This is a genomic window from Actinomadura sp. NPDC048394, assembly GCF_040651755.1.
Taxonomy (GTDB): domain Bacteria; phylum Actinomycetota; class Actinomycetes; order Streptosporangiales; family Streptosporangiaceae; genus Spirillospora; species Spirillospora montaniterrae.
Window position 1 is genome coordinate 89,740 of record NZ_JBEZJL010000016.1, and the last position, 12,010, is coordinate 101,749.

At 71.1% G+C, this 12,010-nt stretch carries 11 protein-coding genes; 8 read left to right on the forward strand and 3 right to left on the reverse strand.

Annotated elements, in window-relative coordinates; translation table 11 throughout:
* Window positions 1–326 precede the first annotated feature (326 nt).
* Together AB0C78_RS13715 and AB0C78_RS13720 are read right to left on the reverse strand one after the other, a co-directional pair.
* The gene (locus tag AB0C78_RS13715) at window positions 327–1,232 is read right to left on the reverse strand and encodes a phosphotransferase (RefSeq protein ID WP_360746598.1); all 906 of its coding nucleotides are present in this window, start codon (window positions 1,230–1,232) and stop codon (window positions 327–329) included.
* Between the two features lie 19 nt (window positions 1,233–1,251).
* Window positions 1,252–2,463: a hypothetical protein gene (locus AB0C78_RS13720; RefSeq protein WP_360746601.1), complete on the reverse strand. Its 1,212-nt coding sequence runs from the start codon at window positions 2,461–2,463 to the stop codon at window positions 1,252–1,254.
* A 313-nt stretch (window positions 2,464–2,776) separates the two neighbouring features.
* Here AB0C78_RS13720 and AB0C78_RS13725 point away from each other — a divergent pair, with 313 nt between their 5' ends.
* From AB0C78_RS13725 to AB0C78_RS13760, 8 genes are all read left to right on the forward strand, one after another.
* Window positions 2,777–3,172: an ATP-binding protein gene (locus AB0C78_RS13725; RefSeq protein ID WP_360746604.1), complete on the forward strand. Its 396-nt coding sequence runs from the start codon at window positions 2,777–2,779 to the stop codon at window positions 3,170–3,172.
* A gap of 288 nt (window positions 3,173–3,460) precedes the next feature.
* Window positions 3,461–3,892: an ATP-binding protein gene (locus AB0C78_RS13730; protein ID WP_360746758.1), complete on the forward strand. Its 432-nt coding sequence runs from the start codon at window positions 3,461–3,463 to the stop codon at window positions 3,890–3,892.
* Between the two features lie 1,037 nt (window positions 3,893–4,929).
* Complete coding sequence (locus tag AB0C78_RS13735; protein ID WP_360746607.1) at window positions 4,930–5,736, forward strand: hypothetical protein; 807 nt, start codon at window positions 4,930–4,932, stop codon at window positions 5,734–5,736.
* 98 nt (window positions 5,737–5,834) lie between these two features.
* Entirely contained in the window at window positions 5,835–7,139 is a 1,305-nt protein-coding gene (locus AB0C78_RS13740; protein ID WP_360746610.1) for an AAA family ATPase, read from the forward strand.
* Between the two features lie 67 nt (window positions 7,140–7,206).
* Window positions 7,207–9,126, forward strand: coding sequence for a VWA domain-containing protein (locus AB0C78_RS13745; RefSeq protein ID WP_360746613.1), 1,920 nt, complete (start codon window positions 7,207–7,209; stop codon window positions 9,124–9,126).
* A gap of 416 nt (window positions 9,127–9,542) precedes the next feature.
* Entirely contained in the window at window positions 9,543–9,959 is a 417-nt protein-coding gene (locus tag AB0C78_RS13750; protein WP_360746616.1) for a helix-turn-helix domain-containing protein, read from the forward strand.
* 107 nt (window positions 9,960–10,066) lie between these two features.
* Window positions 10,067–10,336, forward strand: a complete 270-nt coding sequence (locus AB0C78_RS13755) for a hypothetical protein (protein WP_360746619.1) — start codon at window positions 10,067–10,069, stop codon at window positions 10,334–10,336.
* Between the two features lie 532 nt (window positions 10,337–10,868).
* On the forward strand, window positions 10,869–11,285 hold the full coding sequence (locus tag AB0C78_RS13760; protein WP_360746622.1) for a hypothetical protein: 417 nt from the start codon (window positions 10,869–10,871) through the stop codon (window positions 11,283–11,285).
* 68 nt (window positions 11,286–11,353) lie between these two features.
* Here the strand turns inward: AB0C78_RS13760 and AB0C78_RS13765 are convergent, their stop codons facing one another.
* Window positions 11,354–11,974, reverse strand: coding sequence for a DUF2637 domain-containing protein (locus tag AB0C78_RS13765; RefSeq protein ID WP_360746625.1), 621 nt, complete (start codon window positions 11,972–11,974; stop codon window positions 11,354–11,356).
* Between the last annotated feature and the right edge of the window lie 36 nt (window positions 11,975–12,010).

Genomic DNA, 12,010 nt, shown 5'->3' on the forward strand with positions numbered 1-12,010 from the left:
ACCTCAGGCCGGCGGCGACCAGTTCGGGTCGCGACCTAGGAGCGCGGCGAGATTGGCGCTCACGGGTCGGGCGGTGTCCTCGTCGACCACCCTGTCCGCAGCGCGACCGGCTACACGAGATCGTCGAGCCCGGCGCCGGGTACTGGCGTATAGGGAGCCATCGCCCAAGCCGAACCGGCTGGCCGAACTGGCGCGTGCCGTCCAGATTCTCGGCTTCCCCGGGCCTTCCGTGCCCTCCGCGCCAGTTCGGCGAACACGCAGGCCATTGTGAGCGACGGATGATCAGAGCTCGCCGGGGCGGGTGTCAGCGGAACGAGCCCGTTACTTCATGCGGAGCGACCTGCCGGTGTATTCCATAGGGCTCTGGAGTCACCGCTTTGCAGGGTGGCGAGCCGGTGGGCAACTTCTCTCCAGGCCCAGTCCTGGTCCGTGGCCTTGCGAAGGTAGGGGCTCAGTCCGCTGATCTCACGGACGTGTATGAGCGTCTCGGAGCCGGACCAAGTGCTGACGTCCCAGCCGTAGGCGTCGGCGAAGTCCCTTAGTTCTCTCGCGCTGTGCCGACCGAATCGGCGACGCATGTAGTAGGGCTGGATGAGATCCCATTCGCGAGGACCATGGGCGACATGGTCCCAGTCGCTCAGGACGACGTCACCGTCGAGTACACGGATGAGGTTGTTGGAATGGGCATCTCCGTGAATCAAGCCGGGCTCCAGGGCGGTCGGCAGCGCAGTCCAGGCTGCGCGCAACTCGCCGATACGGGTGAGCAGCCACGACCGATCTCGGTCTGTCATCGCGCTCGGATGTCCATCAACGGCCGAGGCGACGCTCGCGAGCGGATCAATGAGTCGCGGGAGTTCCATCGGCGGGTCTGGACGGTTGTGGAGGTCGCGCAGTAGCCCACCGAGTTCGGGGCCGGTACCGGGTGGCTCGCTGACGGTCTCGAGGAGCCGCCACACTGAGACGGCATGGCCCTTCACACTGAACGGTTCCATGTCGGCAGGTTCGGTGCAGCGGAAGCCGTCGGTCGAGAGCCATCGCGTCACTTCGACGGACTTCTTGATGCGGTTGAGCGCGTCCGGGTTACCCGAGATCCGGATGAGCAGGTGCGCCGTCGGCAATGCCACGGCGGTGTTGCTGTGCTGATGGACCAGGCGCGCATCGTCCACTGGGACGCGGCACTGGTCGGCGACCGCGTCAACCGCCTCGGCGACGTCATCGGGTAGTGCCCGCATGGGCTTGCTTTTCCCGGTCTTAACGAGCGCAATCGGCCAGCACCGGCTGCGCGGCTTCTTGCAGTTCGGCGACGGCCGGGTGGTCTTGGTGGACGGCGAGCGCGGCGAGCATCTCGGTGACCCGGACGCAGATGCGGCGCGAGGAGATCTGTGCGGCGAGCGCGAGCATCTCGTGGCCGCGGACGCAGGCCTGTTCGACGTCCAGTGTCTGGGCGTGGGCGATCGAGAGGATGCCGAGGCTGAAGGCGCGTGGACGCGGGTCCGTGCGTACCGTCAGGCTTTCCTCGGCTGAGCGGGCGGCGTCTCGCCCCATGCCGAGGTTCACATAGCAGCGAGCCTCTTCGTGCCGAAGGTGTCCCCAGCCATAGGCGCCCATCCAGCTGGGTTCCTCAGCGGTACCAGCCTGTTGGTAGGCGTCCCAGACGCTGCCGAGAATTCGTTGGGTACGCGCCCGGTCTCCGGTCAGCGACGACGCGAGGGCGGACTTGGTCGTCAGGAACGCCCGCCCGAGCGGGGGCGTGGTCCGGGCGACGCCGACCGCGCCATCGGTGTAGGCCAGGGCCTGTTGCACATGGTCGGCCCGCTGCACGGGCCTCGTGGCGAGCGCGGCCCTATGCATCTCGTGCTCGCCTCGGCGCGCCAGCACCCAGGCCGTCAACGACGCGTCACCGGACTCGTTGGCCATGCTCGCGGCTCGACCGAGCAGCATCAGGGACGCGTCCAGCCGATCGGTGTCGAGGTTCATCGCCGAGACGCGCATGGCGAACTCGGTGGAGACGGCGAACAGCCGGCGGCGTAGCGAATCGGGTGCGTGCCCGCGCAACCGGGGCTCGATGACATCGGTCAGGTAGTCGGCGGCCTGGCGGCGGATCCGGGCGCCGCCGAACTGCCGGTCGGAGGTCATGAGCGCGGTGAGCATGCCGCGGATCGCCTCCACGTCGCCCGCACTGGGCTTGCGGTTGGCCGGCTCCTCGGGGCCGTCCTGGAAGAGCTCGTCCTCGTCCATGTTCAGTGCCCTGGCGTACAGGATGCGGTAGCGCTCGGTGATCCGGACGACATCGCCTTCCTCCCACCGCTCGATGTAGCGGCGAAGGCTTCGGACGCTCGGCATCTTGTGCGGGTAGTCGGCAGCGTTTCGGAGTTCTTCCGCCATGCGCGGGATATCCCAGCCCAGTGCGCGGCGCTCGCGGCGCATCCGGGCACGCACTCGTGGAGTCGTCTCATAAGCCATGAGCGTGCACCTCGCCGCCTACCAGCCGTCCCGCGAACGTGGAGATGTCGCAAGCTGTCGAACATTGTCGGCTAGAGCCGCACCCTCCGCCACGGCTTCACTAACAGTGACCTAATCGTCACCAGTGCAGGGAGCTGGTCGCGGTGCCCGAACCACAAGCAGGACGTGGGGCCGATGCGATGGTCGACATCGGCCTCTCCGCGCCGGCCGCCATGTCTTGAGCCCGAGGCGAGACCCGTGCTGCTCGAGCCAGGTACCGCCGCCCGGTCCACAGCAGCCGAGCCCTGCGTGCTCCTCCCAACTCCGGATCCTGATGAAGGCCGTGATCATGCTCAGCGAAACCCGGGATGCGCTCGTCCTGGACCCGACCCCACATGCTCCCGAGACCGCCCGCCAATTCGTGTCCACGCGTTTTGCCCAGTGGGGCCTGGACGACTTCGACGGCCAACTCGTGGTCTCGGAGCTGGTCACCAACGCGCTTCTGCATGGTGTCGGCGCGATCGTGGTGCGTGTTCTACAAGACGAGCACAGCCGCTTGCCGAAGGTCGAAGTGACGGACCAGGGCGCGGGACGCCCCGTCCTGCGTCCGCCAAACTATGCGGTCGATTCAGGGCGCGGTCTTTCGATCGTCGCAGCACTCGCATCCGACTGGGGTGTGCGCTCGCTCCCGGACGGCGGCAAGGCCGTCTGGGCGCTGCTGCCCGCCTGATCTCCGCCTGCCGCCGGTCTCCTCTTCGCCTCCCAGGGTGATCTGTCGTGCCCGAGCGCGAATGGTCGCGTTTTCCACCTCCGTCTCCGCGCTGGCGCTGAGACCCGATACCAAGCGGCGCTCGACTTGACGGACAGTAGCGAGACGAGCACTAATACGTTTCCGCCTGGGCTGCCCTGTGGCCAGACGGGCCGGGCGGACAACATCCGAAAGAAGAGGGGGATGGAAATGGCACCGAAAGGCTGGAGCCTGTGCTCCGCGAGCGAATGGCTCTGGGGATCGGAACCGATGCGGTGGCGTCGGGTTTTCCCGGGCCGCGCAGACCAGGTGACCATGGCCCGGCAGCTGGCGGCGTCGCTGTTCGCCGGAACCAGCCGGGAAGAGGAGGTGGCGATGGTGGTGGCCGAGTTGGCGAGCAACGCCGTTCTGCACACTCGGTCGGGCTACCAGGGAGGTTGGTTCGGGCTCGAGGTCACGCTGCAGGACGTCGCCTACATCGCGGTGACCGACCTGGGCGGCGGGTGCATTCCGACGATCCGCTCCGAGCAGCCTGGGTGCGAGCCGCGGGTGAACGGACGCGGGCTGCTCATGGTGTCCAAGCTCGCGCTGTCGGTCGGAATCCACGGCAGCCCGGACGCCGGTCACACGGTCTGGGCCGACGTCGACCTGCGCAGCAGGACGGCGACAGCACCGGCGGAGGAGACGCCGCTGGCGTCATGAGGGAAGAGGGCCCAGCCTGGGACTAGCAGGCTGGCCCCTCAGGGGACAGGGTAGAACCCAGCTCCCCTTGAGGTCGAGGCTCCGTCCTGCCTCTGGTGCATCACCGGGGTGCGGGCGGAGCCTGTCCCTGTTTGCGGCAATTTCTTTGCTTGTGCCCGCATTAGGTGGCGGGCAGCGCTCGTTGCGTCTTATCGGGGTTCTGTTCGGTCTTCTTTTCGGTCTTCTTTTCGGGGTTCTGTTTATGACCAGAAGCCCCTGGTGGCCCTGTTAGTGCAGGTCGGCGCGCTGTTGCATCTTCTGTTCGTGTGCCCGACTCGTCACCAGGACGACTCCTGGTAATAGCCCGCGTGTGTGGTCGATGGCTTTGATGTGGGCCTCCTTGTCGGTCGTTTCCTGCTGTGCCCCCTGCCTCCCCCCAATCCCCTAACCATGACCGCCGGCGCCGTCAGGTGCCAGCGGTCGCCCGTCGCGGCACGCCCGGTGACCGGCAGGCCGTGCCGGACGCGCGAGTCGTACGAGGTGAGGCGTCCGCCGGGGCGCGGTGCCGTTTTGGCGCCTTTGATGAGCCGTATTCGGTGAAAGGCGTCGGGGGTGGGTGCGTGTTCGGTGGCGTGCGCGGTTTCGGTGTATGGAATCGGTGTTTGCGTTTGCTTGGGTTTAGGGGCGTGCGGGTTTGAATGGTGACATCGTTCAGCCGTTGAGGTGATTAAAAATGTGGCCGCAGGTGCTTGCCTATCGTTGCGGTGTCGAGAAATGGTCGTAGTCCCGGTGAACGGGAATGGCGCCGAATCGCGGTCGCCGGAACGAATGGAATGGGAGTCGAAATGGCCACGAAGAACACCGCCGCTATCGCCGCCGTTACTGGTGCGGACGGGAACGGCGTCATTGACGCGGAGGGGCACGTTGGCGGTGCCGCCGGTGTGTCGGGCGGGGCGCGTCCGGCAGGGGCGGCTGGCGCGGTGTGGGACGCGCTGACGGGCAACCCGGGTGCGACGGTAGCGGGGATCGCGGCGGCGGCGGGTGTCAGCCGTGCGACGGTGTCCCGAACGCTGACCGCGCTGGAGGGTGACGGGCGTGCGGTCCGGACGTCCGGCGGGCGGGACGGGGGAAAGCGCCTGCCCGACACCTGGCACGCCACCACCGACACCGCTACCGCCGCCCCCGACACCGCTACCGGTGAGGCGACGACCGGCGGCACCGTGACCGCGACCACGGGCGCCGGTGAGGCCGGTACGGCGCCGACCGGCCCCGCGCCGGACGCGCCCGCCGCCGGGCCGGAGGAAGCCCTGCCTGGCCCGGTGACCGGTGCCGACGGCACCGACGCCGAGGAGGCGGACACTACGGCCACGGACGCCATCGGCACCGGGGACGCGGACGGTGAGGGGGAGGCGGGGTTGGATCCGGCGGCGGTGGCCGAGGCGCGGGACGCGCTGACGGCGTTGCGGGACGGGGTCGCGGCGGCGCTGGCGGCGTTGGAAGCCGGGGACGGCGAGGCGGCGTTGGCGGCGGCTGAGGGCGCCTACAGCGGGTCGGGGTCGGTGCGGCGGTTGGTGCGTGCGGCGGCGCGGGGCCCGGTGCGGACGGTGTCGGGCCGGGTGCGGTCGCAGCCGGGGGCGATGCGCGCGAAGGTCGCCGCGCACCTGACCGCGCACCCGGGCGCGGCGTTCACCCCGCATGAGGTGGCGAAGGTGATCGGTCATTCGGCGGGCGCGGTGTCCAACGCCCTGGACCGGCTCGCCGAGTCCGGTGACGCCGAGCTGGTGTGCGAACGCCCCCGCCGATTCACCACCACCCACCGCGCCATCGCGCGCGCCGCCAACGCCACCGTGCCCGCCGCGCACTGACCGCGCGCCCGGACCACACCGACCGCCATCGGGGGCGGGCACCCTACCGCCCGCCCCCGGCACCGCCGACCACCGACACCACCGCCTGGAGGCACGTGATGACCACCGCTCCCACCACCGCGACCGGCACGGGCGCGCCGCCCACCGGCCCCGCACCGACCCCCGGCCCCGCACCGACCCCCGGTGCCGCACCCGCCACCGCCGTGCCTGCGCCCGCCGTCCCGGTGCCGGGGCGGCGCCTGGGGCAGGGTGAGCTGCGGCGCCGGATCGCGACCGTGCTGGCCGACCGTCCGGGGAACCTGTTCAGCCCAGGTGAGATCGCGAAAGAGCTCGGCCGGTCGGCGGGCGCGGTCGCCAACGCCCTGGCCACCCTGACCGACCGAGGGCAGGCCGAACAGGTGTCGGGCCGCCCGCGACGCTACCGCGCCACCGCCACCACCCTCGACGCCACCAAGGGCGGTGGGGCGGGCGCCGCCCGGGCCGCGCGCCGCAACGCGCCAGCGCCCGCCGCCCCGCCCACCGGCACCACCACCCCGGCTCCCGCGCCCGCCACCGGACCGGTGGGCGCGGGGGCGGCGGGTGCCGGGAAGGCGGCGGGGAAGGGCGCGGGTGGGCCGGTGGTGCGGCCGAATGGTCAGGCCTACCACCCGCGCGCGCTGGCGGATCTGCCGGACGTTGCGGCACTGCGACGGTTGCGGGAGGCGTCGATCGCGGCGCTGCTGTACGGGCCGCCCGGCACCGGGAAGACGTCGCTGGTCGAGGCGGCGTTCCCGGACCTGATCACGGTCGCCGGGGACGGTGACACCGCCGTCGCCGATTTCGTCGGCGAGTACACCCAGGCGCCGGGTGGCGGCTATGAGTTCGTCTACGGGCCGCTGGTGACGGCGATGACCGAGGGCCGGTGCCTGTTCATCGATGACGCGACGCTGATCTCGCCGAAGGTGCTGGCGGTGGTGTATCCGGCGATGGACGGTCGCCGTCAGATCACCGTGAAGGCCCACCGGGGCGAGACGATCACTGCCGCCGAGGGGTTCTATGTCGTCGCCGGTCACAACCCCGGTGTGCACGGCGCCGTCCTGACCGAGGCCCTCGCCTCAAGGTTCGCCGCGCAGATCCAGGTGTCCACCGACTATGACCTCGCCACCACACTGAAGATCGACCCGCGCGCGATCCGCATCGCCCGCAACCTCGCCCGCCGTCAGGCCTCCGGCGAGATCGGGTGGGCGCCGCAGCTGCGCGAGCTGATCGCCTTCCAGAAGGTGACCAAGGTCCTCGGGTCCGGTGCGGCCATCGCCAACCTTCTCGGCATCGCCCCCGAAGAAGACCGTGACGCCGTCGCCGAAGTCATCAGCTCGGTCTACGGACACACCGTCACCCCGCTGGCCCTCGGCCGACAGCTCTGACCCACCACGCCCTCACACACCGGCGCCCGGCGCACCCGCCCGGCACCCACCACCCATCGGGGGAACCATGACCGCGCACATCGTCACAACCGCACCGACCGGCCCCGCCACGCCCGCCACCCGCACCGCGCCCGCAATGGGCGCCGCATTGGGCGGGGCGTGGCTGCCGCTGTCGGCGGCGTTCACCGACGCCGCCGCCGACCTCACCGACCGCCAGGACCTCACCGTGCGGTGCGCGCCCGGTCTGGGGCAGGGCGCGCCGGGATGTTTCGTGCCCGCGCTGGCCACCATCGAACTCGACGGCACCCACCTCGGCCACCGGCCCGACACCTGCGACCCCACCCGCCCCGCCGACAGGCACCGCTACCCGATCCTGTGGGGCGTGCTGGTCCACGAGGCCGCGCACGCCACCCACACCCGCTGGTCACCGCCCACCGGCGCGCCCGCCGCCGCCATGGACGCGGCCCTCGCCTTGGAGGAGTCGCGGATCGAGGCGGCGCAGGTGCGGCGCCGCCCCGCCGACCGGCCCTGGCTGCGTGCCGCCGCCAGCAGCCTCATCCTCGCCGACTTCTTCACGCCCACCACCGCGACAGGTCCGACCAGCGCCCCCACCACCGCCCCGCCCGGCACCCCCGGCGCGCCCGCCACACCGCCGACCGCGCCCGGCAGCAGCGCCGGTGCCAGCGTGCCCGGTGGTGGCGCGTCCGGCGGCGGGGCGGGTGCGGCGGTCACCACACCCGGCGCGGCGATGACGCCGTGGAACGCCGGACGCGCCGCCGCGCTGCTGCTGGCCCGCACCACCGCCGGAATCCTCACCCCCGCCGAAACCGCACCGCTGCGCGAGGTCGTGGTCGGGGTCCTCGGCGAATCCCGGTTGAGCGCGCTGGCGGCGCTGTGGCACATCGCCCACACCACCGAAGACACCGACGGCGAGGCGATGCTCGAACTCGGGCGGCGCTGGTGCCGGATCATCGGCGCCCGCCCCGACCACCCCGCACCCGTCCCGCCGACCGGCACACCCGGCGCCTCCGGCGACCCCTCACCTCTCGTCAAGGCGGTCGGCGAGACCCTGGTCGCCGTCCACGCCTCACCCGACACTCCCGCCACCGCACCCGGCACACCCGGAGGCCCGACCTCCCAGCGAGAAGAACGCCGGCAAGAGAAGCAGGCACGCGACCAGGCGCAGCGGGCGGCGCGGCGGGTGTTCGCGCCCGGCACCAGCCCCACCACCCGGCGGGGTTTCACCGCGATCACCGGCACCCGCGCCCCAGAACCGGCCGAGCAGGCCGCCGCCCGGCGCCTCGCGCGGCAGTTGCGCGCCGCCGCGCACCGCGACCGCGTCACCACCCGCACCACCTCGGCCACCCCGCCCGGACGCCTCAGCATGCGCGGCGCCCTGGCCGCCGACGCCCAGCGCGCCGCCGGGACCACCCCCACCGCCGAACCGTTCACCCAAACCGTCCGCCGCCACGTGCCCGCGCCGCCGCTGCGCATCGGCATCGCCTGCGACGTCTCCGGATCCATGAACGAGTTCGCCCGGCCCGTCGCCTCGGCCGCGTGGATCATCGCCCGCGCCGCCGGACACCTCTCCAACGCCGTCTCCGCCTCGGTCATCTTCGGCGCCCGGGTGCGACCCCTCACCCGCCCCGGACAAACACCCGCCCAGGTCCCCGTGTTCGCCGCCAACGACCCGACCGAGGACTTCACCACCGCCGTCGACGCCCTCGACGCCGCCCTCGACCTCACCCGCCCCGGCGCCGCCCGCCTCCTCGTGATCGTCTCCGACGGCCGGTTCAAAGACCCCCACCCCACCCTCGGGCAACAACGTCTCGACCGCCTCACCGCATCGGGGTGCGCGGTGCTGTGGCTGGCACCCCACCGGCACGCCACCGTCCTGAACGGCGCCCACCCCATCACCCTGACCGACCCCGCCCAAACCGCCGACACCATCGGCGCCGCCGCCATCCACGCCCTCCGCAACGCCTGACCCGGCGCCGCCCGGTCCGTTCCGAATGGATCGGACCGGGCGGGGCGCCGGGGCCAGGCGGACCGCACCTCTTCAGCATCCCGACCAGAACGAAGGCGCCGGTGCAGACGAGACGTTCGCCCCTCCAACCGGCCCGCAGACACCGGCGCGGACCGCACACGGCGAATAGCCCGGCCGAAGGCAGGGGCGGGTCTCCCCTCCAACGCGCGCACGGCGCCGACTTGACCGCTGGCCATGAGACGAGCGGTGATACCGCCCCGCCACCGGATCCGGGTCGGGTTCGGTGCGGCAGTAGCCAAGGCCCAGAACACAACGGAAGGGATCAGAACCGAGGTGGGCCCGCCATGAACCGGGCCGCCCATCCCGTCGCGCCAGCGGCGATCGACGGGAGCGAGTCGACCTGTGAAGGAGTACCAATGTTCCAAGTCATCCGCATCGACGATGAAGTCGAGGCCTTCCTCCAAGCACATCGAAGGTACAGAGGCGAACCCTTCAACCAAGTGATTCGCCGCCTCATGAACCCCGACCCCGACCAGTCGCCTTCCCCGACCGTGCCACCCGAGGCGCTCCTCACCAGGGCTCAGTGGGCAGCCTTCAATGCGTTGTGCACCGTCGAGATGCGGACCGTCGCGCAAGTCGCCGCAGCGGCCGGTATCGGTGACTCGACGGCCGGAAAGGCCCTCACCGACCTCGAACGCAAGGGCCTGGCCATCCGACACAACGTGCCCGGCGGTGCCAGCCGCCGCTGGCACTGCGAATGGCGCCGGACCGACCCGCCCCCTCCTCCTCCCGAACCCGGTGCCTCGCGCACCGCCTTCCGGGAGATGTTCTGACCGCGCCGACGGGTATTGAGCCGTGCTGCGCATCGCGGGCCTCTGCGTCGCCAGGGGGATTCTTCAGCTCCCCGATCCAGGGATACCGACCGAGAGGAGGGCTGGACGTGATTGCGAAGGAACCGTTCACACCGATGACACCCGAGCAACTCGACTACTGGCTCCGTGAGATCCGGCCCCTCCTGGTCCGGATGCGAGAGCAGTCCGAGAAGCGGGCCCGGCAGCAGGCGCTCGCACTGATCCGCCAGCCGTTACGGAACCGCCCGACCGGCCCCGACGCGAAGCGGGTGCCCGACGGCACCGTGATGGTGCCTCGTGACGGCGGCAGGACGTCAAACAAGGTCGAAGAGGAGGACGAGGACGATGGCCGCGCGTGAGTTCTGACGCCACCGGCGCCGCCAATCACTCCCTCCGCAGCCAACCCGGACTCTCCCGGTTCGTACGAGGTTGCCTGGCCTGCCCGACGTGAGCGGGCGGGCCAGGTGGACCACGCAGCGAGCAGACCGGTCCGCGCACTTCGGATCACGCCTGAAGGCGGGCACCTTGCCGGCAATACGTCCTTCCACGCTCGGCTTCAGGCCCGGCTCATCTCAGATGCCCAGGGGTGAGCCGGACCATGGTCCTGCCGCGCGCAACCGCCGTTCCGGCCGTACGACCTCGCCACCACTGAGACGCCCGGCCGATCGCCACGGGAACAGCGCGAGCCAACGCTGTGCGGACCGGGACCGGCGAGGTCCGGAGGCGACCGAAGGGCGTGGCACGCGGGTTCCGGGCCACGTCCCGCACTGTCCAGCGGACAACTGCCAAAGTCTCGCCGGGGGTGCGCTCTTCGAGGTCGCTCATCTCTTCTCCGCAGAAGATCACCGATGCCCGGGGCGTGTCGACCGCCCGTACCGAAAGGACCGATCCGTGAACCGCAATGCGCATGCCGTACCCGCCGAGCCCGCAGCGGCCTGGCTGATCCAGGAGTTGTGCGGCCTCATCGACATCACCGCTGAACTGGACGCGAATCCCTGGGACCGCTACGCGGTCACCCAGAAGCTGATCGCGGCCGCCTACCGAGTGGCTGCCGCGACCGGCCCCGTCCTGGATCGGGACGCCGCGCTCATCACCGCCCTGCGCGAGGCCGCCACCGCCCGCCCTGCCGCATCGGACGCCTGCGCTGACTGCCACACCGTCGAGTGGTGCGGTCGCCACGCCGTCGGCCTGGACGTCGCCGACACCTACAACGACCTCGGCCGAGCCCTCTACGGCCCCGTCTACGACCAGGAACTCCACTCCACCCAGAGCATTGAGGAAAGCGCTCAAAGGGCTCACCGCCCATGACTCGATGGCAGCACGACAAGCAGCGGGCCTGAGGCCTGCCGGACGGCAAGGTCAGTCAGAGGTCAAGGTCAGTTGGAGTGCGGCTGGCCCTCGGCGCTGATGATCTGCTTGACCTTGCGGCGGTCGAGGCCGTGTTTGTCGGCCAGGTACCGCTGCGACAGCGGGCGGCCGGGCCCGTTGAGGCTCGCGCGGTACTCGGCCAGCACCGCCTGCTCCACGGTCTGCTCCAGCTCGGCGCACGCGGAGTCCGGCCGCACCAGAGTGGTGCACTGGTGAGGCTCAGCACCGGTCCGGGGCTGCATCGCGTTGCGGACGAGGGTCATCAGCAACTCGAAGGAGCCGATGAGGGCGAGAGCGGGCCAGGCGCTGACCAGGGCGCCGATGACGCCGTGGGCGGCGCCGTGCGCCACGTTGGCGCCTATCGTCGCGATAATGCCCGCTGCCAGGCTCCAACTGGCCAGCGCCGGTACCGGACGGCTGCGGCGCCCGGCGTCCAGGACGACCATCGACGCGGCCCAGATCAGGCCGTCCACGGTGACGGGGACCAGCCGTGCCGTCAGGCCGTCCTCGCCGTGGGAGCGGGCGAGTTCAAGGATGTGCGCATAGGAGATGGTCGCGGCGACGCCGGCCACGACGATCACGGCGAGGGCGGTGGTGGCCTGGGCGAGACGGCCAGGCCATGCGGCCACCCCCGGAGTCTCCCCGGCTCGGTGGAGCCGGCCGTT

What these genes read in the sequence shown, in the direction of transcription:
- AB0C78_RS13715 (WP_360746598.1), bottom strand. Translation starts at nt 1,232, where the DNA reads ATGCGGGCACTACCCGATGACGTCGCCGAGGCGGTTGACGCGGTCGCC.
- AB0C78_RS13720 (WP_360746601.1), bottom strand. Translation starts at nt 2,463, where the DNA reads ATGGCTTATGAGACGACTCCACGAGTGCGTGCCCGGATGCGCCGCGAG.
- AB0C78_RS13725 (WP_360746604.1), top strand. Translation starts at nt 2,777, where the DNA reads ATGAAGGCCGTGATCATGCTCAGCGAAACCCGGGATGCGCTCGTCCTG.
- AB0C78_RS13730 (WP_360746758.1), top strand. Translation starts at nt 3,461, where the DNA reads ATGCGGTGGCGTCGGGTTTTCCCGGGCCGCGCAGACCAGGTGACCATG.
- AB0C78_RS13740 (WP_360746610.1), top strand. Translation starts at nt 5,835, where the DNA reads ATGACCACCGCTCCCACCACCGCGACCGGCACGGGCGCGCCGCCCACC.
- AB0C78_RS13745 (WP_360746613.1), top strand. Translation starts at nt 7,207, where the DNA reads ATGACCGCGCACATCGTCACAACCGCACCGACCGGCCCCGCCACGCCC.
- AB0C78_RS13750 (WP_360746616.1), top strand. Translation starts at nt 9,543, where the DNA reads ATGTTCCAAGTCATCCGCATCGACGATGAAGTCGAGGCCTTCCTCCAA.